Genomic DNA, 23092 nt, shown 5'->3' on the forward strand with positions numbered 1-23092 from the left:
CTCGCGCGTTACTCGGAACTCCCCACCACACGGGGGTTCGGGGTGGTTACTACGACTTCTCGAGAATGCGTGCCTTCGCTTGAACCCACTGCCGGTTGAACGGCTTTTGACTCGGCTGGGCCAGGCCGGGGCGTCGGGCGTGGGCTCGGGGAAGGAGCGGGTGCTCCCTGCGCCGTGGCGCGTGGACGTGGCGTTGGTGCTTTCGTGTCGGGTACCTTTTCAGATTTCCTGGCCCGGGTCGAACGCCGGTAGTACAGCAGAGCACCTAAACCTGTCAGCAGCACCACCAGCAATACCGCCGCCGTCAGGTAATTACGTTGTGCCGTGAGACCCTGTAACTCACGTTCCAGCGCCTGAACCTGGTTCGTGGCGGTCAGCGTGACGGAATCATCAGCCACTTTTTTCTGCGCATACCGCGCTTCGAGCTCGCGGTATTGTGCCAGCGCTTCCTTCCGGTGTACGGTGTCGTTCAGTTGTAGATAGGCATGGAGCTGTGTAAAAGCTTTTTCGTATTGCTTATGTTCAGCATACCATTGTGCCAGCGTATAATAGGCGTCGGGCAGCGAGCGCACGTTGGTGTCGGTCGTCGCCGCGACGACATTGTCCACCAACGTTTTTTCAGCATCCGTACCGTGGCGACGCGACGTCGAGACGACAGCCAGGGACGTTTTGATGCGGGTCATCATGACGCTGTCGCCGGAGACATAGGCCATCGATAACCCTTGCAGGAGATAACGCTTGGCTTGCTCCGGGTTTTTCCGGGCCGTGTGCAGCATGCCGAGGGCATACAAGATCTTAACCGCTTCCGGTGTGAGCTTCATGGCCTCTGCCTGCGAAAGCGCGCGTTCGTAAAAGTCGGCCGACGTTTCGTAGCGCCCCATGCCGGCATAGGCCTTGGCCATGCCGCTCCGGATCGCCAGGGTTTCGCGGGCATCATTCACCACGTCCTGTAACCTCAGGGCTGACTGTAAATACGTCTCTGCCTCGTGGTACTCTCCCTGCTCCAGCAGGCCCATTCCCAGGCCCCGCAAGCTCCGCGACTGTCCGCGAGCGTTGCCCGATTTCTCGAATACACGCAAGGCACGGCTGTGATAGTCGGCAGCGCTGACCGGATTTCCTAACGACAAATGTGTATTGCCAATGGTGAGCAACTGCTCTCCATAAGAAGGATCGGGCTCCACTGCATCGAGGTACTCCAATGCGGAGATCATATAAGGAAGTGCCTCTCTCAGGTCTCCCTTCCGCTGGAAATAAAGACCGGCGGTCATGAAGTAACGCGAAGCTATGGTATGATCCTTACGATTGTCGGCAAATAGATTTCCCAGCAGTCCTAAGTAATGACGGGCACTGTCGGGCCGGCCACCGGCCTGGTAAACAAGTGCAAGTTGTGCATACGTGTTGGATAGTGAATAGGGTGTCCCGGCAAGGGACGTCACCTGGTGAAGGCTGTCGATGCGCCGCTGTGTAGGCTGCTGCCCATACACCGAACAAAAAGCAAACAACACGGGAAAGCAGAGTCGCCACCGCATAAATAGAAGGGTTTTAAGTAGGGTTTTATCGTAACGAAGGTACGAATTCCCGCAAAATCACCTCTTAGAATATTTTTGGATCGGTACTTTTTCCATGAACCGAAAGCTTCGTCGGCAGATGTAGACGCTTCATCGCCAAACGCCGTGCAGGCAGCACCACCAACGATCAGTTTAGGCGCGCAGCTTTCAGTGTCTTTAGTAATCTTGTTCGGTTAAATGTATGGAGGGCAACAGAGATACCTATTGGCAGTGTCGCAAAATGCCCCTGAAATTGTCGCGATTTAACACTATGATAAAATCATTACTTCCGACATTTGTATGCACCAAAGATAATCGACATGGCTAAAATAGTTGCAACCTTAAATATAATGCTCAACGGTTCGTGTGACCATACTTCCGGACTCGCCGACGAAGAAGTACACGATCACTACACAGAAGTGATCCGGGGCTCGGATATTATTCTTTACGGAAGGACCACGTACCAGCTTATGGAAGGCTACTGGCCCGGGCTGGTTAAAAATCCCAGTGGCGAAAAGTCGATGGACGAATTTGCAATTGCGTTGCACAATATTCAGAAAGTTGTTTTCTCACGCACATTGAAGACTCTTCACTGGGAAACTTCTGTTCTTGCCAAAAGAAGTCTGGAGGATGAAGTCCGGTCATTGAAGAAGCAACCGGGGAAGGACGTGCTGATTGGAAGTCCAAGCCTGATTAACGAGTTAACGAAACTTGGTTTGATCGATGAATATCACCTTTGTATCCATCCGGTGATTGCGCCCGACGGGTTACTGCTGTTTAAGAATATCCAGGAACGACTGATCCTCAAGTTAATGAAGACTAAAACGTTTCAGGCCGGGCAGGTGATCCACTATTATGAGAGGAAAAAAGATTGAAATGACAATAGCCACGAAGTCACAACGGGGCAAAGTTTTATACGGTTATCTTCGTGTGACTTAGTGCAATGTTCCAATCGTTGCCAGGAGACTGGGGGATATACTTCGCCTTTTGTACCACCACCCAGTCGGTTCCGGTCAGATCATTACAATTTTTTACATTCACCAATATAGTGATTATTCCAGCCGGTCATCAAGCGGTTTGCGTGCAATATTTGGAAGATCACTATTCTACACGATAGACAATCATAGATGGTCGGGTGGAACCGCGGGTGCAAGTCACATTGTTTGTTGCCCGAACTGTGTATTTTATTTCCCGGTAAGGGGATGGGCAGCCGGCTTACATCTCGCTGTGGCGGCATGGATTTTTACCAAGAGAAAGGAAAAACGGCACGGTAACGATGAACATAAAAAGAATATTTGGCTCAATACTAACAATTCTGGGGATGGTCGGTCTTATTTACGGCGCTATACTTTTCGTAAATACAACCGGCGGGATGCGGGATATAAGAGCGTTGATCATTTATGGTGTTCTGGGTTTTATTTTTCTCTTATCGGGGCTTGGCCTGGTCCGGACAATTAAAGATGAATCCTGACGCTTCATAGCGCATCAGCATTCGACGACATCATTTAGGTCTGTTGGCGGGTGCAATCATCGTTTGAACGGCCAGCCACGTATTGTTATCCCGAACAAATACCGAGGAAGCGATCTCATAGTTGTCAAATGATCGTCCCTGCCATGTTCCTGCGCTTGTACCACGCTGCACGACGAGTCCGGTATTCCCATGGATTTTTACTCGTAGTATTTCGAAATCCATTTTTGAATGCTGCAGATCACCACTTGTAACAAGCCGGAGGAAAGCTTCCTTCGTGGTTATGTTACCATCGCCCGAAAAGATGATCCACTCATCATCCATATACTTGCCCATTTCTTGTACAAGATTTTCCTGAATGGCGTTGTTCCATTTTAGTTCAGTCTGTTTTAGCAATTCTGCTTCGTGGTTGGTATCGTGTTTCATACGTGGTAGCGAAATAAATTTTCTTTGATAGGGGGATAGAATGTCGATTGCTCCAAAATAGAATCTTTTACGGTCTTACCCAAAAAGGTGATTGCGCCCCATGCCACTTTCTCCGAAAATTGTACAACCTTCTCCGCGCAGTAAAAAAGACACCTTATGAAAAAATTAATCATACTTTGGGCCAGCTTGGTCATTATCCTGGCTGCCTGCAACGGCGACGACGATGATGCACCCCAGGCGGCGAAAGACTTTCCGCGGGATACCGAATGGGTAGGCGTATTGAGCGGCTCCGGTTACCAGTATCCACCGCCGGCAAACCTGCGCTTTAAGGAGAATGACAAGCTGGTCGTATATGCCCCGCATTTCTTTGTGGAAGACGGCGCTTTTATCCGGGCCGACAGCGTCAATGGAAGCGTTACCAGCATAACGGAAATCGACGGCGCAACGATCGAAGTTAAAGCAGACATCGAACATTATGGCCAGACGACGATGACCATCCAGGACCGGCACAAGCTCACGGCGATCTCGTCCAACGCAAACAAACCCGTACCGTTTACGTTGGAGCTATACGATACACCGGCTTCTTTGGAAGGCACCGTGTGGAGCGGCCCCGTCATGACAGGTCCCGGGCCCATGGCCGGCCTGGTTGCGTATCCTGATTTAAGTACCATCATCTTTGACGAGAACACGACTTCGTACACCCGGAATGGCGCCTTGGTCCCGGAACAACCGACGCCGCAAATACCCGCGCCGGGCGTCTTACAGGTATTGTATAAAAAGAACGGTGCCTCGGTTTTTATGTCGGGCTACGATGAAACCGGTATGTACCTGTACGGCTACTTTGGTGTACTGTTACCCGGCAACGATAAAATGATGGTTTACTCCGGGGCTGCAGGCGCCCGCCTGCCGTATTACACGCAGACCATCGCCTGGTACGGGCCGATCGGCCAGACACCGATCATCGAGAAGCAATAAGGGCTCATAGTACCGTCTGCAATTTCTTCCGCTGTTTGGGGTGGCTCGTGACCAAATGTTGCGACTGGCTCCGCTGCTTTATCGTCAGCGCTCCAACACCGGCTATCAGATTTACACAATGATCGCCAAAGAAAAAGGACAAGCTCGAAGATTCAAGCTTGTCCTGTAAGATCGGGGAGGAGCCAGACCGCTGACATGGTCCTTATCGGCTCACCTCACAATCCGATCTTCGAATAAGGTATGCGCAGGGCGCGTATCCGGTAATAGTTCGGATCGATGTAGCCGTTGACACAGTCGTTTACGCCGCAGGCCGACTGATTGACGGAATAGGTGATGAGCAGTTCGTTACGCCCGTTCGTGAATGTGGGATGAACGTTGGGGGTATAGTAGCGCGTATATTGTCCCTGGAAATAGTCGTTGATCTTGTAGACCTCTACGGCCGTGGTGAAGGGGCCCGTGGGGCTTGTCGACGTTGCGGTGTAGATGTTTCTCGGAGCGTCGCAGTTGAACCCCTGGTCCATGGTGATCATCACATATTTACCGTTGACATAGTTGATCGCCACAGTACCTTTTCCTTCCGCGATGCGGGCCCCGTTTCCGGTGGTCGGGGTGCTGGTCCAGCTGGAGCCGTTCCAGAACGTCCACGAACCCGGATTGCTGGTCGGGAATCGAGCCACGTGTACATTGTTTAAGTAGCCGAAGCTGGTAGCCTGCGTGCCGTACACGTATACGTACCCGTCGCTGGCCTTGACCATGCCCGCGGCATAACCGATATTGGTCTGGCCCGACATGCCGGCAGGAGTAGTGCGCTGCACCGTCCACAAGGTTCCGGTACTTTGGGTCAGCACATAGATCGACTGATTGGTCATGCTCAGGCCATTGCCTTCGCCACAGTGCATGTATACCTTGTCGCCGATCTCCACGCCGTTGCCCGGCCAGCTCCAGTTGGTACCGGGCTGATTGCTGCAGATCTGCTTGGGGCGTCCCATAGGGCTGTTGATGGTCATGTTGGGGTCGTCGGGCAGCCAGTTGTTCTTGTCCTGCTGAATGATGATGGAATTATTATAGTCAAAAAAATCGGTGCAATTGAACATGCCGTTCGGTTGGAGCTTGGCGCCATCCCAGGCATCCTGTGTTACCCAAAGCACTTTTCCGTTGTTGCCGCCCCAGGTCAACGGAATGCTGCTTCCCTGGTCCCACGCTACCGATCCCAGCGAAGCGCTGTTTCGCTGAAAGTACCGGGTCACTTCGTCGTCGAGGTAGGAGTCTGCAGCCAGCGCGGTGAGGATCCAGCGTTGGTTCGCCGCTCCGGCGGAATAGGTTTGCTGCACGATGGCCGTGCCATTCGACGTCGAGCTGTTCAGATTGGTTACCGCCAGTCCGTTGCCTTTGTTGATAATGGCATATCCGCTGGTCACCTGGCGGATCTCCCAAAGTTGCGCGTTCGTGCCGTTGTACCGGTACTGCTGCAGTTGCAGCCCGTTGGTCGTAGAACTATTGGGAACATCCAGCACCTTACCGCTATGAAGGTTCATGAGGGCATAGTAGGGAATGTTATTGACGGTCTGTTTATAAATGATCTGCCATTTCTGCCAAAGGTCGCCGGCACTCGTGGCACTCCACTGCACGATCTTTACACCGTCTTTGAACTTCTCGTTGACCCCGGGATTTCCGGTTACTTCCATAAATAGATTTCCGGCGGCGTTTTTGATCGTGTAAGTACCATACTGACTCGGCGCCGCCGCTGCGGTGCCGGACAACATCTCGTCGGGTGCGTTGGGTTGAATGGACTCCTGTTGACAGCTGATCAGGGCGAACCCTACGCATAGTGCATAGGGAAGGATGTGGGGGATTTTCATATAGATTTGGTTGTTTAGTAAGTCAAATCAGCTGCGTAATGCACGATCACATCCAGCATGAGCACAGTCCTCACCCCCGCCAGCATCGGGAGGACGTGGCGATCTCCATCACTTTTAGCATCACAAGGAGTTCGTACCGGACAAAACAATAACCATAAATCGCACCGCTGCGATTTTCAAATCTCACATACCAGAAGTCCGGAAATAAAAACGGATACTGTATATCCGCGTCACTAAGTTAATCGTTTTAGCAAAAATGCCAACGTTTTAGTGGATTTTTATTTAAACGTTTTAGCAAATTTTAGGAAAATACCGACTGCAAAGGAAGATCAGTTATTTTATTCGGAGGGCCACCATATACCTCCGCTGGCCTATGCTTCAGTTATATTGTTTTTCATCAACACAAGTTGACCGTCTGCGTTCCAGGTTTCGGAGCTCTTCAATTTCTTCATCGTTAATGCATTTAAGAAGCAATCCTATTTTGGGTGGATCGACCACCGGTGGTTTGCGCATCCAGTCAACTCCTGCGACGCGTTTTCTACGAACGATGCTGTTCGCCATAGATCAGCTCATCACCTGATTGGTTTCAAATAATCACACTTTCATGTTTGGCATATTTGTCACTTTATGCGTAGCTATGCGCGCGTTATGTATGATGTTGTGATCGTAGGCGGCGGGATAGCCGGCATGTCGTGTGCCTTGCGTTTGCAGGCAAAGGGGTTTTCGACGGTGGTGTTGGAAGCGCACGGCCAGCTAGGGGGTTGCGCCGGCTTTTTTACCAAACATGGCTTCTCTTTTGACGTAGGCGCGACGACCCTTGTCGATTTTCAGGAGAACGGTGTCGGGGGGCTGTTCTGTGCAGAAGTGGGCCTCGAATTGCCGCCGGGCGAGTACATCGACTACATCGCATGGCTGCCCGACCGGCAGGTGACGCTTTACCACGATCCATGCCAGTGGGTGCAGGAACGGGCAGCGAAGCTCGGCAACAGCGCCGCGCACCAGGCGTTCTGGAAATTGTCGGACAAGGTCTCGTCCGTATTCTGGGAGGCTAGCCGCAGGGGGATCATTCTGCCGTTTGCCGGTCTCGCGGACGTTGTCCGTGCGGTGAAATGCATTGGTGTCTCAAATCTTTACCTGGCACGGTACCTAAACAGATCCATGCTGGACGTGCTGAAAGAATTTGGGCTGGAGCATGACTCGCCGCTGCGTGGGCTGTTGGCCATGCTGATCGAAGATACGCTGCATACGACCCTCGAAGAAGCACCCTTCATCAACGCGGCCCTGGGCATCACGATCCGGGGATCTGGCCTGATGCGCCCCGTCGGGGGCATGCGCGGTTATTTCAACTATATAGAAGCATATTATAAGAAGATCGGCGGCACGGTAAAAAAGGGCCATACTGTAACAGCCTTGCAACAGCGGGACCAATGGGAAGTCGCGACGACCAAAGCAACCTTTGCCGCCAGGGGAGCCGTGGTAACGCTGCCGTTGGAGAATCTGTATGCCCTTGTTCCTCCGTCCATCCGGGTGAAGCTGGATCGCTATCGGGCGCCCGGCGTAGACTCCTACGGCGGGGCTATCGTGGTCTTTCTTGGCGTGCCCGAAGAGAACGTCGCCACACACGCCATCCGCCATCATCAGCTGTTGATCGACTATGACCGGCCGCTCGGAAACGGCAACAACATGTTTATCTCCATTTCAGCCCCCGGCGACCATGCCAGCGCGCCGCCGGGCTTCCGCGCCGTGATGCTGTCCACGCATTGCAGCATCGCATCCTGGACAGACTTGCCGGAAGGGGAGTATCAGGCAAAAAAGACGGCCATTGCCTCGGTGCTCATCGGCCACGCAACGCGTGTCTACCCGTCTTTGATGCTGCATCACCGTGTTCTGGAGGTAGGCACTCCCGTTACATATCAAAAGTATACCCGACGGCATCTCGGGGCCGTCGGGGGCCATAAGCTCAGCAGGAAAAATGCAAACCTGCATGCGATCCCGCACGACATCGGTGTAAAACACCTGGCGCTGGCCGGCGACGCCACCTGGCCGGGATTGGGAACCGTGGCCGGCGTAATGGTCAGCAAGATCGTCAGCGACAGGCTATGCCAAACCCTCCGGCGGTGAATCGTCGACCTTTCGTGTTCTGGCAGAAGCACTATTCTTCGAGCTCGCGTGCGATAGGTACAGAGCAGTCTATTAAATGAACCCACATTAACGTTAGCGTGCCGGATTCCCAGCCTGAAGGTTTGAGCAGGGGCCTGTTGATGATTACGTTTGTCTGAATAATTACAAACCCCTGATAAACGTTAAGCTTATGAAAAAAACAAACCGATCAGGATTTGCATTCAAATCCACTGCAGCTGCGCTCTGCCTTGCGCTCCTGGCTTTCTCCTGCGACCAGGAAAGTAACGACCCGCAAATCACGCCGGGGCCAACCACAGAAGCAACGCTTGATAAGTACTACACATTCCTCGAAGAAGCTTCGGGTGTCGAACGTGGCGATATCGTCTATGATAAAGCGACCGACCGGTTTACGGTGAACCAGGACATGATCGTCGACCGGACCACCATCGATCCATACCTGGAAACGGAAGCGCCGGCCAATGGCAGGACCGAACAACGCATGCACAACATCTTGTTGACAAATGCCCAGGCAACAAACTTCAAGTATTACATTCAGCCCACGCTCACACAAGGATGGCGTGACGCCGTCGTGAGCGCCATTGCGCAGTGGAACGGAGTCGGCGGCTCCAAGCTTCATCTTGTACAGGTAGGCACACAAGCAGAGGCCAATATCAATGTATTCATGGGCGCGTATGACGCGGCAAACTGGGTAGCCCGGGCAACCCTGCCGGCGGGCAGCGGAAAAGGCACCCTGGAGATCAACCCGCGCTTCAACAACATGGCCGCGAATCAAAAGCTGTTCGCCATGGCCCACGAAATGGGACACAACATCGGGTTCTGGCACACAGACCAGACCACCGGAACGATCGTGCCCGGTACACCGGCCACCGATCCCAACTCGGTCATGAACTCATTCGTATTACCCTGGAACGGTTTTACCAACTATGATCTTGTCGCGGTGCGCTACATGTATCCCGCGGCCACGGGCTCCTTCACCGTTACCAAACAAGCCGAAAGTTATTCTGCCATGGCGGGCATACAGGTAGAACCGTGTACAGATTCGGGTGGCGGCTCCAACGTAGGCTACATCGAAACAGCCGATTGGATGGCCTATAACAGCATCAATATCCCTACCACCGGCACTTATCGGGTTGAATACCGGGTGGCCAGCGCCAGCGGTGGCGGTCGCCTCTCGCTCGACCTCAACGCCGGCGCTACGGTGCTCGGAGCCATCACCATACCCTCGACAGGCGGGTGGCAAACCTGGACAACCATATCACACAACGTAACCATCAACGCCGGTACATACAACTTCGGCATTTACGCCCAGGCGGGCGGTTGGAACATCAACTGGTTCCGTATTACAAAGATCTAAAAGTAAGACCCCGGAAATAGCGTGAGAGCAAGTGTAAGCGCGAAAGCGATACACCTAATCTCGCGCTTTTTTTTGAGTTCTCGTTGCCCAAACTTGATGATGTAATTTGGCCAAGCGTACCAGACATGCTCTACTCGCTATAAGGATGATCCAGGCAGACGCCGTAAGAAAATCCATCAATAACGTTATATTCTCCATTCAAACGTTTGCGTCGATCCCTCACTTTTGTAAAGACGCTTTTTTCAACCTATAGCGCAAGTCACCAACTCAATCCATTATAGTATGAACAATCGAACCCAGCGACTCCGCGAAGGCGTAAGCCTGCGCTTCCATGTCGGGCGTTTTTTAAACGCTTTGCTCATGATCAGTGCTCTCACATGGCTTTCGACCTCGTGCGATGATGAAAAAGATGAAACTCCCCAACTGACCATCACCTCCATCTCGCCCGACAGTGGGGGAGAGGGAACCGAGGTGAGTATTAACGGAACAGGTTTTAGCAAATCGACTGCTGAAAATAACGTTACGCTCAACGGCAAAGCCTGCCCGGTAGTGACGGCCACGGAAACCTTGCTGAAGATCAGGATCCCCGCGGATGCGGGAAGCGGTAAAATAGTCGTTACCGTGCGGGGTGTCAGCGCCCAGACCACAACATTTACTTTCCTGCCGGCCACGCCGGTGCTGGCCATCACATCGATCGCTCCGGCTACCGGTCCTAAGAATACCAGCGTGGTGATCACCGGAACGGGGTTCGGTGCCACTCCTGGTGAAAACACCGTTACACTCAACGGAAAAAACGTGACCGTGACAAATGCATCGGCTACTCAACTTTCGGTCACTATACCGGCGGGAGCCGGGAGTGGCGCGATCAGGGTAGCCGTGGGAGACAACACCGCGGAAAGTCAAAACTTTGAATTTGTTTTCACGGCAACGGTCGGTACCCTGGCGGGAAGCACCTACGGCTATGCCGAAGGGACCGGGGCCGCCGCGCAGTTTGCACAACCCTATAACGTGGCGGTGGATGACGACGGAAATGTATACGTGGCGGATACCGACAATCATCGGATCCGCAAGATTACGCCGACGGGAGAGACCACCACGCTGGCCGGAGGTACGAAGGGAGATGCCAACGGCACGGGTAGCGATGCGCAATTCAACTATCCATACGGAGTCGCCGTCGGATCAGACGGCAACATTTATGTCGCCGATACACACAACCACCGGGTACGGAAGGTTACACCCGAAGGCGTTGTGAGCACATTTGCCGGAAGCACCGGCGGATACCATGACGCGACCGGCACCGATGCGCAGTTTTATTATCTCACGGGCATCACAGCCGATCAGCACGGCAACTTCTACGTGGCCGATAAAGACAATCACAAGATCAGGAAGATCACATCCGCTGGGGTGGTGACGACCCTGGCGGGGGGCAGCTCCGGCTACGCCGAAGGCAACGGCCCGGCGGCGCAATTCAACAGCCCCTATAACGTGGCCGTTGACGACGCGGGCAATGTGTATGTCGCGGACGCTAATAATCACAGGATCCGGAAGATCACACCGGAAGGTGAGGTAACAACGCTTGCCGGCGGTGAACAAGGTGACGCCGTCGGCACTGGTGCCGAGGCACGGTTTTACTATCCGTACGCGATCGCGATCGACGGCAACGGAGATCTGTTCGTGGCGGATACGTTCAATCAGAAAGTCAAGAAGATCGATACCGATGGACAGGTGACAAATCTTGCGGGGAGCACCAATGGCTACCTGGATGGCGACGCTTCCGCGGCGCAGTTCAACTATCCCACGGGCATCGCCGCCGGGGCTCCCGGAACGATAATCGTTTCCGATAAGGACGGTCATAAAATAAGGATCATCACGGTTGACTGATCGCGTCGCCGGATCCGGAAGGAACAGCGCGAGTATGCGTGCTAACACACTCGTGCTGTTTTTTACTGCAGGCGTTCGCTCACGCCGACTAATTCTTGCAGAAGGATAACCAATCTTCGATATTACTATGCTGGCTCTCGCCGTTGGTAAGTTTCAGCTCAACGGAAAGGATGACGGTATAGGCGCATTTAGCCAACGAGCTGACCGGCACCAGGGCGGGGTTATGTAATTCGGTGGCCGTTCCAAAGGTTTCGGGTACCGAGCCTATCGGTGAAACATTTTGGATCGAGTAAGGCCCGCCCGGCCCATAGAGCGTAAGGCTTACCCCTCCCATGTTGGGATTGGCCGCTGTATAGTTTACGTGGAGTGCGTTCGTGATCGGTGTACATCCCGTGCCACCGCCGCCGCCGATCATCTCCTGGATATCGATACAGGCCACACCGCGTTCATTTGACGTTTGGGGCATCCATGAACCGAACTGCGGAACGTTTTGATACACGGTATTGAACATCGCTACCGGGTTGGAAACCCCCGCGGTCACTTCCGATGCCGCATTACCGGCTTCGCGTTTTCTCATGCGTATTTTGAAAAAGCGGTTTTGCTGAAGCGCGGCAATCGTGGTGGTGGACTGACCCTGCACAAGCCCGGCCATGTTCACCGTGCCGCCGTTCAGTGTCTCCGTATTCAGGCTCAGCAATTCGCCATTGATGTTGGGTGCAAAATTGGGAGCCTGCGGTACAGCGATCCAGCCGCTGCCGTCGATACCGCCACTCACATTGCCCACCTTGTAGGGTATAATACTGATGGGATTCATCGGGTCGCCGGTGAACGTGAAGAATGTGCCGATCTCGGCTTCACACAGTTGAGATGCCGTTACTTTTTTCCAGACGCCGATCTCCGGTCCGCCGGGACCGTTGGTCTCGATGGTATCGAAACTATACTCCATGGCGACGCCATTCAGTTTCTGGGTGAGACTACCGCGCAGCTTGATGCAACTGAAAAATGCCTGACCGGCCGGAGTTTTTCCGGTGGCGAGCGCGATCACATTCGGGTTTCCGCTGGCTACGATTTCGTTGATGTAATGATTTCCGTTATTGCCGATCTTGGTAAACGAAGCGGGGATACCGGCCGGCGGGACAATGATCTCTTTCAGACAAAGCTCCACGCACAAACAATACCCCACGTTGTTCCGGCGGTTGGCGGAAGTCTCACCCTGAATGGCCACGCCGTTGTATTCGTATTTGAAATACACATCGGGGCCGCTCTTGAACGCGAGCGGGTTCGGGTCTGTTTCTACATTTAGCCAGGGCGACAGGAAGGTCTGTTTGAAATCCCGGGACGTATAATCGATCCGGAAGTGACCATTCGCGTCCGTAACGGCGCTGCCCAGGTTGTCATCCGTCAGGAAGTCTGCATCCCAGGCCGTTACCTTAACCCCCGGGATAGGCGTTTTTGTACCACACACATACAGGTGGCCGCAGATCACCCAGGCATCGAAGTAGTGGCCACGGATTTCACACCACCATTTTACGGGGATACAATATCGCCATTGGAAATAGTAATCCTCCGTTTGTCGTTCGATCCGCCATTGCGGGAAGATTGTCGTGAGATGAAACTGCAGCGGCTCTTTTCGGGGGGTCGGGTTGCGCGGTACCTGGCCGCATACAAAGTCGATGTCGAATGCCGTGCTGCGATACTTTTCGTCAACGGTAAATTCATAATTTCCGTTTTCATCGGTCTTCGCCGTGGTGATCAGTAAACTTTTTCTGGCCGATATTTCTTTCTTATCTACGAGGTGAAATGTTTCTTTCGTGCTGGCAACTGTGGTTTCGACTATTCTTTCTTTTTGCCAGGGAAGATATAACAATACTTCCACGCCTGCGAGTGATTCTGAACAATCGTCACACAGATGGCCACAGAGGTGGCCTTTAATGATGTACTTCATAACATTATAGGGTTTATTTTTTTTGCCTACTCTTTTTTGGATTTTTGGCTTTCTCCTTTGGATCACATAAAACCGATAAAACAAAAAAAGCCCACCACGACAGTCGCGAGACGAGCTGTCGTGATGGGCTTTTACTAGAATGAAATTATAAGCATTGTACGAAACTGCGGGAATTTAGTTTCGTGACGGTTTGGAAATCAATGCGGGAGGAATAGTAACAGGTGCGCAACGTTATTTCCAGGCCTGGCAGATAACCGCGCTCATGGGAGCAACCATGGGGGCGGCGCCAAATTTTTCCGAGAGTTCTTTTTCAAGCTCGGTCTTTATTTCATCGATCCATTCGGGATGATGTTGCCGGATCTCCTTAAACGTGTGTCCGCCCTCCACCAGGCCGGTTGCCGCTTCTTTGGCAGTTGCGCAAACGGAGGGGCGCGCTATTTTTTCAATATATGTTTTCGCAAATCCCGCTTTCTTTAACAGCGCCAGGATGGCAGCTTCATCACTCATTGAAACAGCCTGATTATACGACTCCGGCAACGGGCCTTTCAAGTATTTTTCTGCCAATAGTCTGGACGTATAGGAGGCGGCGTTGTGCTCCAATGAATCCCAGGTTGTGACCAAAAACATGCCTCCCGGCTTTAGAACACGATACGCTTCGGCAAATGCTTTCGGTTTATCGGGCACGAACATATAGCCGAAGCAACAAACCACCAGGTCGATGCTGTTGTCTCCGAAAGGGAGCTGCTGTGCATCGATGGTTTGCCAGTCGATGGCAAGATGGCCTAAATTCTTCTTTGCTTCCGTCAGCATCTCCTCGCTGATATCCGAAGCGATCAGTTTGGCGGAAGCTGCGATCCGTTGCCGGAGATGGCGCGTAACCCGCCCGGTTCCGGCGGCAATTTCCAGGGCCATGGAAACCGGGGCCGGATCAACGCGTTTTGCAACTTCTATGGCATAGGGTTCAAAGAACAGGGGACCAAGAAAATGGTCATAATGGAAGGCGCCGTCTCCGGGGCAATCAAGAGGAGGGACGTTAGTCGAGTTGTCATTCATGGCGTATGCCTTTTATCATGAAGAACCGGTGCTGACGGGATCATGCAGGTAATGCGAAATAAAACGTAGCACCTTCGTTCACCCTGCTTTCGGCCCAGACGCGTCCTTTGTGCTTTTCAACGATCTTATGAACGATCGACAACCCAATGCCCGTACCCTCAAATTCGTTTGCACGGTGTAATCGTTGAAACACACCGAAGAGCTTATGAACATACTGCATATTAAAGCCGACGCCGTTGTCGCGGACAAAATAGATTATTTCAGTTTCCGTTCGCGAGGCGCCGACCTCGATCACCGGTTTCTCTCGTTTGGAAGAATATTTAAAAGCATTGGACAATAAATTACTCCAGACCTGTCTTAACAACGCTTCATCCCCGTAGGCCGGCGGCAGGGGATCGATCCTGATCTCGGCCTGTAGGGAAACGGTGGGGCTGTATTCTTCGATTAATTTTTGAACGAGTGCATGTATATCGATTTCCGAACGCTGCAACTCTTTTTTTCCCAGCTTGGCGAAGGCCAGCAGGCCGTCGATGAGACTATTCATCCTCAGGGCATTCTGCTGAATGGTCGATACCGTTCGTTTGCCGCTGTCGTCAAGCTTTTCAAAATGGTCCTCTTCCAGGATCTTGGAGTATCCGATGATCGATCTCAGCGGCGCTCGCAGGTCGTGCGACACCGAATAGGAAAAAGACTCGAGCTCTTTGTTAACCGACTCCAGTTGTTCCTCGGCACGCTTGCGTTCGGTGATGTCATGAATGATGTTGATGGCAAACCGCTCTTCGTTCAGCAAAATGGTTTCGACGGAGGTGAGCACCTCCAGTAAATTTCCTTGCTTGTTCCGAACGGTCATTTCAAAATCCTTCGCTCCGCCATGCTCCCGGATCTGCCGCAGTACTTCCTCTCTTTTTTTCATGCTGACCACCAACCCCAGTTCGACTGAGCTGTAACCTATCAGTTCTTCCCGCGCGTATCCGGTCATGTTGACAAAGGCATCGTTCACTTCCAGGTACGTAGCGTCGGATAGCCGGGTGATGGTGATTCCGGCCGCGCTTGCCTGGAAAGCCTTCTGGAATTTTTCTTCGCTTTCCTGGAGCTGCTTGATATTTTCATGGAGCTGGGCGGTGCGCTCCGTTACCTTCTGTTCAAGTTCTTCATTCAGTTTCTGGATCTTCTCGGCCGCCCTTTTTCGTTCGGTGATATCGCGGATGATCCCGCTGAATAATTTTTTGCTATCGGCGGCCCAGGAGGTAATAGAGATCTCGATGGGGAAGATCTCTCCATTTTTTCGCATCCCCTCCAGCTCGACGACCCTTCCGATCACTTTGTTCTCTCCGGTCCGCAAATAGCGTTGTATACCCTGTGTGTGGAGTGTCCGGTATTTTTCAGGCATGATCAACGTCAGCGGCCGTTGCCTGACTTCCCACTTCTCATATCCAAACATCAGCTCAGCACCCCGGTTCCAGAATATGATCCTGCCCGCGTCATCCATGAGGATGATCGCATCAAATGCCGTCTCGGTCAGATTGCGGAATTTTTCTTCGCTTGCCTGTAATTTCTCACGGGCTTCCCGTCGCTCGGAAATGTCCCGCACCATTCCCATCATCTTCCCGTCTGATAACATCTTGGCGTTTATCTCGGCCGGAAATACCGATCCGTCTTTCCTTTTCAGGTTCCTGATACTTAGTATCGTTTTTCCCGCGGCCAGCTCGTCAAACCGGGGTGGGTTGCTCTTGGCTTCTTCCGGTACCAGCACTTCCTGAACATTCATGCCCATCAGCTCTTCCTTTGTGTAGCCCAGCATCTTCACGGCGCTTGGGTTTACTTCGATATAGTGGCCTTTTTCATCCGAAATGAAAATGCCATCCATCGCTTGTTCCACTAACGAGCGGTATCGAAGCTCACTCACCCGCAACTCTTCCTCTATTCGCTTGCGCTCGGTGATATCGATAATACTTACCAACACGCGGTCGAATAAAGACGCCTGGTCTGGAAACGATATCGTAAGAAGCACATTGCGCAGTTGGCCGTTGAGCGTTTTGACGATCGCCTCCGATTCAAAATAGCTGCTCCCTTCGGCAATGGCCGCGAGCTCTTCGATGAATACCGGGAGTGTCTCCGGCACAAATACCTTGTCCAGGGAGGTCATCAGCTCGTCCTTGCTTTTAGCCTCAAACAATTTCAAGCTCTGTTGATTCACATCCAGGACCTTGATATTCAGTAAAGCCTGGCGTACAAAGTCGGGGTTCCCGGCCAGGTACTTCCGGATGTCTTTCGTTTCTTCCAGCCCGAGGTTCCTGAGTGCGGATTTGCACCACGAAAAATCTTCCTCCCAGATCGACACGGCAGCGCTTTCGAAGATCGTTCGGTAGCGGAGCTCCCTTTCCTGTATCGTTGGCTGTTTCATAGGCGTAGTGTATCACCGCAATGGACACTTAATAACCAAAAGCCCATCCATGTTGAGCGCATTTCTCGTCTCATAATGGATGGGCTTACTGTAAAATAGCTAATTTTCTCCTAACCTTTAACGATCAGGTTGAATTTCCTGAAAAAATGACGGAGGGTTTCCTAATGGTCCCGTACTTCACCCGCCTTGGGCACCGTGATCGGGGTACCCTCTACGCCGGCATAGAACACGATAAGCTCGACCGGCTCACGGCCGTCGTTTTTGCCGTAATGCCAGATATTGACCAGCTCAACGATCGGCTCACCGGCTTTGATGATCATGGTCTCGCCCGTTTCTGTGCTCACAGTCAGTTCTCCTTTCAGCACCACGCCAGCATTTATAACAGGATGCTTATGCGTTTTTAAGGCTGTCTGTGGCGGGATCGTTATCTTCAGGATGGTGACCTGCGGTGTTCCCGCGGGATAGCCCGGCAGTGGCGCGCCGTTCCAGCTCTTCGAACTTTCCACCAGCTTCACAACTTCAGTCCGGGCTGCCGGTTGTCCGGACGCCGTCGCGATCACGGTAACACAAAGCCCGAGCCCGAAAAGTACTTTTTTCATTTCGATATAGATGATTTAAAATGACGGATGCGTCTGTTGCACTATTTTACCCAGGGCACCTTGGGCGATTGGTAATAATCGATCTCCAGCGCATCGAACCGCGCGGCGTGTTTGCCGAGGCGTACTTTATATTCATCCCAGCTCTTGGTGCCGCTGGTCCAGCCGAGCTCGGCATAGCCGGGCAGGCGGGGGAAGACAAGATATTCGATGTCGTTCATGGTGGCGACGGTCTCCGTCCAGAGTGGCGCTTCCACGCCCAGCACCGTTCCATCATCAACAAATGCTGCAGGGTCCCAGCGATAGGCGGAGTCTACTTCGATGTAAGCGGCCCAATGTAAACCGATGCGGGAGGTAGAGTCGTACTGCATGTCGAGGTAGGCTTTCTTCGCCGGCGACATGATGATCTGCGCCTTTTTCTCCAGCGCCTGAAGAGCGTACTTCTCGCTGTTCCAGTATTGAACAACGACGTTGCTATCAATATCGGCTTGCGCGATCTCTTCCCATCCGATCATTTTCTTGCCGTTGGCTTTCACGATTTCCGTAAAGCGGTTTACAAATTTGATATACTCGTCCTTTTGGGTGACGTGCGCTTCGTCGCCGCCGACGTGGAAATACGGACCTGGGGTGATCGCCGCCAGCTCACGAACGACGTCGTTTACAAATTTGAACGTCTCGGGTTTGTCATACCGCAGTGTGCTGAAGCCCACTTTTACGCCGGTATACAGCTGAGTAGGTTGGGTCTTTCCGTTCAAGGTGCCGGGCGTCGACAGGTCGAGCTCTACGCGTCCTTCTTTTGGCACCTGTATGCCACCGTTAAGCTCGCCGTAGGATGCCAGCGCCGAGTTGATGTGGCCCGGCATGTCTATCTCCGGTACGACGGTGATAAAACGCTCGGCGGCATAGGCGATAAGCTCCTGATATTGCTCTTGTGTAAAGAAGCCACCTTTTCCACCGCCTACCTGCGTACTGCCGCCGTGCTCGGTCAGCCGGGGCCAGGATTTGATCTCGATGCGCCAGCCCTGGTCGTCGCTCAGGTGCAGGTGAAGAATGTTCATTTTGTAGAAGCTGATCAGGTCGATATAACGCTTCACATCGTCCATGCCGAAGAAGTGTCGGGCTACGTCAAGCATCGAGCCACGCCAGGCGAACTGCGGCAGGTCGACGATCTGGCCGGAAGCTATCTCCCAGGACGTGGTATCACTCCCTGGCGCGGGGGCCTTCTCGATCGCGGGAGGCAGGAGCTGGCGCAGGGTCTGTGCGGCATAGAACACGCCCGCCGGTTTGCCGGTGATGGTCATGAGATCACCCGCGGTCGTGATACTATATCCCTCACGTCCCTGGTCGGGATGGGAAAGCCGGGTGGTGATGAAGATGCCTGACGCGGGCGCTTCGTTGCTGGTGCTTACCGAGAGGGTATACCCTGTGCCTTTGTTAAGCACGTCGGCCAGGTATTGCGCGACCGGCCGAAGGCTGTCGTTGGCAATGGTGATGGCGGTAGCGCGGGTGATCAGGAATGCCTTGCCATCGGGTTTGGCTTCTACGGACGGCCGGGGAATAATATTTTGAAACCTGGAGAGGGCCTCGGGTGAAGCGTCTTTCGGTGCTTTCGTGCACGCGGTTACGCAAGCTGCCAGGAGCACTACTACTAAGGGGGTAAAGCGGAAGGTTTGAAACGAGCTCATAGTGTGGGTTAAAGATAAAACGCTAATGATAGCGATATCGTGGTGAAGAATCCAAACCGCTCGTACCGATTGTTGCGTGTGTCTCGACACACATCCTATAATTTTATTATCTTCGGATACACAAAACCTACCTGCTATGACAACATCCCCTAAACCTGCCGCCTGGTTCTGGATCGTGAGCATCCTTGCGTTGCTCTGGAATCTCATGGGCATTATGGCCTATATCATGCGCGTTACCATGACCCCGGAAGCCCTTCAGGCATTGCCGGAACAAGAACGTGCTTTATACACCAACGTGCCCGTGTGGGCGACGGCAGCGTTCGCCGTGGCTGTGTGGGGAAGCACACTGGCCTGTGTTTTATTGCTGATCAGAAAAAAACTGGCGATGCCGGTGTTTGTGATCTCGTTTATCGCGATACTGATCCAGATGGTCCATTCGCTTTTTATCAGTAATTCGATCGCGGTGTATGGCCCCGGGGGCATGATCATGCCCGTGATGATCCTTGTGATCGGGCTCTACATGATCTTGTTTTCACGGCAGGCAACGTCAAAGGGCTGGCTCCGTTGATCAAGCCACCCGGGGCGGCCTCTGAGCCTCCCCGGGTGGCCCTGAATATCCCGGACCGGATTGCACGGCTTACAATGCAGGCATGCAGAATGTTCCTGCCAGGTAAACAACGGTATTCGGAGAGTCCTTGTCGATCTTTAGCGTCAGGTCTTTTCTTTTGCCGGGATCGATCATCGATCCTTTCAACGGCGAGTCGGCAAGATTCCAGGCCAGCTCAAATTGCTCTTTTACCTGTTGCGCTTCGGTCGTTTTTCCTTGCGCCAATAGGCTCTCCGATAAGCCGTTCAGGGCAAATCCGTTTTTGGGCCAGTGTGCCAGGTCCTCCCGGTAAATTTTTTCCGCTTCTATAGGGCTTCCCGTCTCCAGCAAGACGTTACCCAGGATATGGCGAACGGAGAAGAACCAATCGGGAGGCTCGTTGTAGTTGAAGTTGTCTTCCAGTCGAACCGCATCGGTCAGGAGCTGGATCGCTTCCGGGTGTTTTTGTTCCTTTACAGCCAGATCCGCCGCCAGGATTTTTGAGGCTACTGTACAGACGTCCGTGACTTTGTTGATCCCCCAGATAAACTGCCCGGCAATGGCGGGGGACCGGCCCAGCTCGTTCAGATGCCAGAGTTCTTTTTGCGCACTTTCTGCTTGGCCGAGGTTGCTGAATGCCATGCCCCGTGCATAGCGCCACATAGCCGTGGGGTAGACCAAGTCGTCTGTCGGGCTGGGAAGCACCAGGATCTTTTCCCATTGACTAAACTTGATCAGCACGTGATAAGGAATTGTCAGGTAATGCTGTACCGTTTCGTATCCGGGGTCATGATGGTACTTTTTATCGACGAGGCTGGCCGTTTTGTAGGCGGCTTCAATAGAACGCGCACCCCGTCCTTCAAAGGTGGCGGTCGCCGCAAGGAAATGATAATTGTGTGGATAATACAGCTGTGGATAATATCCCTGCGATTTACACTCGGCAATATAGAGGCTGTCCGCCACGACCGCATTTTCGTTGGATATTGAACCTTTATGATAGTCCCCTGTATTGATATAGATATGCGAGGGCATGTGCACCAGATGTCCCGCCGACGGAACCAATGTTTCCAGCCGTTGTGCGCTGATCAATGCTTTGCTGAGATCGGGACCGGCTTCCGTGGCATGCAGGTAAAGATGATTGGCGAGGGGGTTTTCAGGATCGATGGCAATCACTTTTTCGAGCAGCGACACCAACTCGGGGGTCCAGGGCCTCGGCGTGCCATCCTGGCGATTATAAAAATCCCAGGGGTGCAAATTCATAACCGATTCTGCGTAAAGTGTGGCGACAAAAGAGTTGTCGGGGAACTGCGTAAAGGCCTGCTTCATGGCATCCGCGAAACCCTCCGCGTTGGTGGAGAGGGTGTCCATCGGGAACTTTATCTGGATGGCCTTGATCAGGGCCTTTTCCCAATCCGTTGCATTGTCAACTCGTGCTACGGCGTGGGCGACTGCGTTTCGTATTTCATTGATCGTTCCCATGTTGGCGGCGGAATTGAAATTCGGCCCCAACACATAGGCTATACCCCAGTAGCCCATGGCAAAAGTCGAGTCCAATCGCACGGCTTCCTTAAAAGAGCGGTGAGCTTCCTCATGATTGAAATTGTTGGCCATGATGATCCCCTGGTTGAAGAACATCTGCGAATCGGGTGATTTCGTTGTTACGCTGACACTATAGTTGCCAATGTTCTTCAATACCGGGGCATTAAAGGAAGAGCGGTTTTCACGGCACCCCACAATACACAACAATGCGACGAAAAGTGATTGGGTCATCTTCATATATGGATTAGGTTAAAGCGTGATCTCTATTTTCGAGCTCGAAACAGATCTCTTTAAACATACCCGCAATTCAAATCGAAGCTATCCTGATGATAAAGAGAGACTGCACGTTAGTAAATGTAGAGCTGTACAGAAATCACCCACAGAATATATCCGGTGCATGCTCTAAAAGACTATGTGTGTCAATATAAATAAAACGAAAATAAATTTCAAGAGTGTTGAAGTCCTGTTTCGTTCAAAAGGGGCGAAACATGCTAGCCCAGGCTGCAGGCCTGGGTCAACCATGCAGGCGAATTGATAGCCGTGTAAGGGCGAAACACATCCGCGAAATTGTTACGCCCTTACAGGGCTTGGATATGGTCGGTATAATCTACCCAGGCTGCAGGCCAGGGTCAACCATGCAGGCAAATTGATAGCCCTGTAAGGGCGAACACATCCGCGAAATTGTTACGCCCCTACAGGGCTTGGACATGGTTGGTATTGTTATTTACCCAGGTCTGCAGCCTGGGCTAGTATGTTTTTCCCTTACCGGGCTTGGATAAGGTCTGTATGTACACTAAATGTAGTAAATTAGCCCGTTTTTTATGTTCTTCGAATATGTTTCGTCAAAACGGATGGTTGATCGAGAGTATATAACGGTGGAAATATATCGATGAAACTTGCAAAGATTGGTGGCGCGTATGCGAATAGATATAATGAAGCCACGGTATGAACCTTAAAAAAATACAACAGATCAAAGAAGGAAGATTGGACCTGTCCGATTTCCTGATCCATTTTACACGTGCCGGAGAAAAGAACTCCTTTAGCACGCTAAAAAGCATTGTTACAAGTGGTCAGATAAACTGCGGCTGGTCAATCAGAGGTAATAATAACAAGCGGACTATTTTTGGACATAAGCCTGCGATCTGCTTTACCGACATGCCGCTGTTCAGCTTCTATGATTACGTCGTAAAGCGAAAGGATCATTCCAAAGTTGACTTTTATGGCGTGGCGCTTCGGAAGAAAACCATGTTCAAATGGGCGCAAGAAATGTGATTTACGGAACAACAGCCGCAAACGAACTGGAGCGAGAGGAGGATGGAGCCTGGATAAATCCCAATCTAACGGCGACCGAACAGTACCGGTATATGCTCACCGCCATCGACGACCAGAACGATTGGACCCACGAACGCGAATGGCGCTGGACAAACCAGTCGACGGTATATAAATCCCACGGTGATCATTTGCCGATCTGGCAGAATAACGTAACCGCAAATTTTAATATAGAATGGGGGATGATGTTTTCAGGCAAGCCCCACCGATCATCTTGTTTACGCGTTATGAAGATGAAGTTGATGAGCTGGAACGGATCGTTTCAGGATTTAACGATCCGTATATTTATAACCTGAGGAACCT

17 protein-coding genes are annotated in these 23092 nt (G+C 52.3%); 8 read left to right on the forward strand and 9 right to left on the reverse strand.

Going from position 1 to position 23092, the window contains the following annotated elements; translation table 11 throughout:
- Positions 1 to 8 precede the first annotated feature (8 nt).
- Positions 9 to 1529 carry a tetratricopeptide repeat protein gene (locus KK078_RS18805; RefSeq protein WP_254091852.1) on the reverse strand — a complete coding sequence of 507 codons (1521 nt, stop codon included), beginning with the start codon at positions 1527 to 1529 and terminating at the stop codon, positions 9 to 11.
- A gap of 338 nt (positions 1530 to 1867) precedes the next feature.
- Between KK078_RS18805 and KK078_RS18810 the strand changes: the two genes are divergently transcribed.
- Positions 1868 to 2422, forward strand: coding sequence for a dihydrofolate reductase family protein (locus tag KK078_RS18810; RefSeq protein WP_254091853.1), 555 nt, complete (start codon positions 1868 to 1870; stop codon positions 2420 to 2422).
- Positions 2423 to 3048: 626 nt separating this feature from the next.
- Here KK078_RS18810 and KK078_RS18815 read toward each other — a convergent pair.
- Complete coding sequence (locus tag KK078_RS18815) at positions 3049 to 3441, reverse strand: nuclear transport factor 2 family protein (RefSeq protein WP_254091854.1); 393 nt, start codon at positions 3439 to 3441, stop codon at positions 3049 to 3051.
- Positions 3442 to 3597: 156 nt separating this feature from the next.
- Here KK078_RS18815 and KK078_RS18820 point away from each other — a divergent pair, with 156 nt between their 5' ends.
- Positions 3598 to 4416, forward strand: coding sequence for a hypothetical protein (locus KK078_RS18820; RefSeq protein WP_254091855.1), 819 nt, complete (start codon positions 3598 to 3600; stop codon positions 4414 to 4416).
- Positions 4417 to 4631: 215 nt separating this feature from the next.
- On the opposite strand, the gene KK078_RS18825 is transcribed toward KK078_RS18820, so the two are convergent.
- Entirely contained in the window at positions 4632 to 6275 is a 1644-nt protein-coding gene (locus KK078_RS18825; protein WP_254091856.1) for an RICIN domain-containing protein, read from the reverse strand.
- 627 nt (positions 6276 to 6902) lie between these two features.
- On the opposite strand from KK078_RS18825, the gene KK078_RS18830 reads away from it, so the two are divergent.
- The 3 genes from KK078_RS18830 (at position 6903) to KK078_RS18840 (ending at position 11652) form a co-directional block, all read left to right on the forward strand.
- Positions 6903 to 8396: a phytoene desaturase family protein gene (locus tag KK078_RS18830; RefSeq protein WP_254091857.1), complete on the forward strand. Its 1494-nt coding sequence runs from the start codon at positions 6903 to 6905 to the stop codon at positions 8394 to 8396.
- Positions 8397 to 8586: 190 nt separating this feature from the next.
- The gene (locus tag KK078_RS18835; RefSeq protein ID WP_254091858.1) at positions 8587 to 9771 is read left to right on the forward strand and encodes a M57 family metalloprotease; all 1185 of its coding nucleotides are present in this window, start codon (positions 8587 to 8589) and stop codon (positions 9769 to 9771) included.
- A 282-nt stretch (positions 9772 to 10053) separates the two neighbouring features.
- Positions 10054 to 11652 carry an IPT/TIG domain-containing protein gene (locus KK078_RS18840; RefSeq protein ID WP_254091859.1) on the forward strand — a complete coding sequence of 533 codons (1599 nt, stop codon included), beginning with the start codon at positions 10054 to 10056 and terminating at the stop codon, positions 11650 to 11652.
- Between the two features lie 88 nt (positions 11653 to 11740).
- Here KK078_RS18840 and KK078_RS18845 read toward each other — a convergent pair whose 3' ends face one another.
- The 5 genes from KK078_RS18845 to KK078_RS18865 all read right to left on the reverse strand — a co-directional run bounded on the left by KK078_RS18845 (position 11741) and on the right by KK078_RS18865 (position 19335).
- Positions 11741 to 13597: a transthyretin-like family protein gene (locus KK078_RS18845; protein WP_254091860.1), complete on the reverse strand. Its 1857-nt coding sequence runs from the start codon at positions 13595 to 13597 to the stop codon at positions 11741 to 11743.
- Between the two features lie 231 nt (positions 13598 to 13828).
- The gene (locus KK078_RS18850; RefSeq protein WP_254091861.1) at positions 13829 to 14650 is read right to left on the reverse strand and encodes a class I SAM-dependent methyltransferase; all 822 of its coding nucleotides are present in this window, start codon (positions 14648 to 14650) and stop codon (positions 13829 to 13831) included.
- A 40-nt stretch (positions 14651 to 14690) separates the two neighbouring features.
- Positions 14691 to 17054 carry a PAS domain-containing sensor histidine kinase gene (locus KK078_RS18855; RefSeq protein WP_254091862.1) on the reverse strand — a complete coding sequence of 788 codons (2364 nt, stop codon included), beginning with the start codon at positions 17052 to 17054 and terminating at the stop codon, positions 14691 to 14693.
- Positions 17055 to 17215: 161 nt separating this feature from the next.
- A complete protein-coding gene (locus KK078_RS18860) occupies positions 17216 to 17653 on the reverse strand; it encodes a cupin domain-containing protein (RefSeq protein WP_254091863.1) in 438 nt (145 codons plus the stop codon).
- A gap of 41 nt (positions 17654 to 17694) precedes the next feature.
- Entirely contained in the window at positions 17695 to 19335 is a 1641-nt protein-coding gene (locus KK078_RS18865) for a beta-N-acetylhexosaminidase (protein WP_254091864.1), read from the reverse strand.
- Positions 19336 to 19471: 136 nt separating this feature from the next.
- Between KK078_RS18865 and KK078_RS18870 the strand changes: the two genes are divergently transcribed.
- The gene (locus KK078_RS18870; RefSeq protein ID WP_254091865.1) at positions 19472 to 19903 is read left to right on the forward strand and encodes a hypothetical protein; all 432 of its coding nucleotides are present in this window, start codon (positions 19472 to 19474) and stop codon (positions 19901 to 19903) included.
- A 69-nt stretch (positions 19904 to 19972) separates the two neighbouring features.
- Here the strand turns inward: KK078_RS18870 and KK078_RS18875 are convergent, their stop codons facing one another.
- Complete coding sequence (locus KK078_RS18875) at positions 19973 to 21697, reverse strand: tetratricopeptide repeat protein (RefSeq protein WP_254091866.1); 1725 nt, start codon at positions 21695 to 21697, stop codon at positions 19973 to 19975.
- 708 nt (positions 21698 to 22405) lie between these two features.
- Here KK078_RS18875 and KK078_RS18880 point away from each other — a divergent pair.
- Both KK078_RS18880 and KK078_RS18885 read left to right on the forward strand, forming a co-directional pair.
- Positions 22406 to 22732 carry a hypothetical protein gene (locus tag KK078_RS18880; protein WP_254091867.1) on the forward strand — a complete coding sequence of 109 codons (327 nt, stop codon included), beginning with the start codon at positions 22406 to 22408 and terminating at the stop codon, positions 22730 to 22732.
- Complete coding sequence (locus KK078_RS18885) at positions 22714 to 23085, forward strand: hypothetical protein (protein WP_254091868.1); 372 nt, start codon at positions 22714 to 22716, stop codon at positions 23083 to 23085. The genes KK078_RS18880 and KK078_RS18885 overlap by 19 nt, the downstream gene beginning before the upstream one ends.
- Positions 23086 to 23092: the final 7 nt, after the last annotated feature.

Origin of the sequence: Dawidia soli, assembly GCF_018598185.1 — a bacterium.
Lineage (GTDB): Bacteria > Bacteroidota > Bacteroidia > Cytophagales > Cyclobacteriaceae > Ohtaekwangia > Ohtaekwangia soli.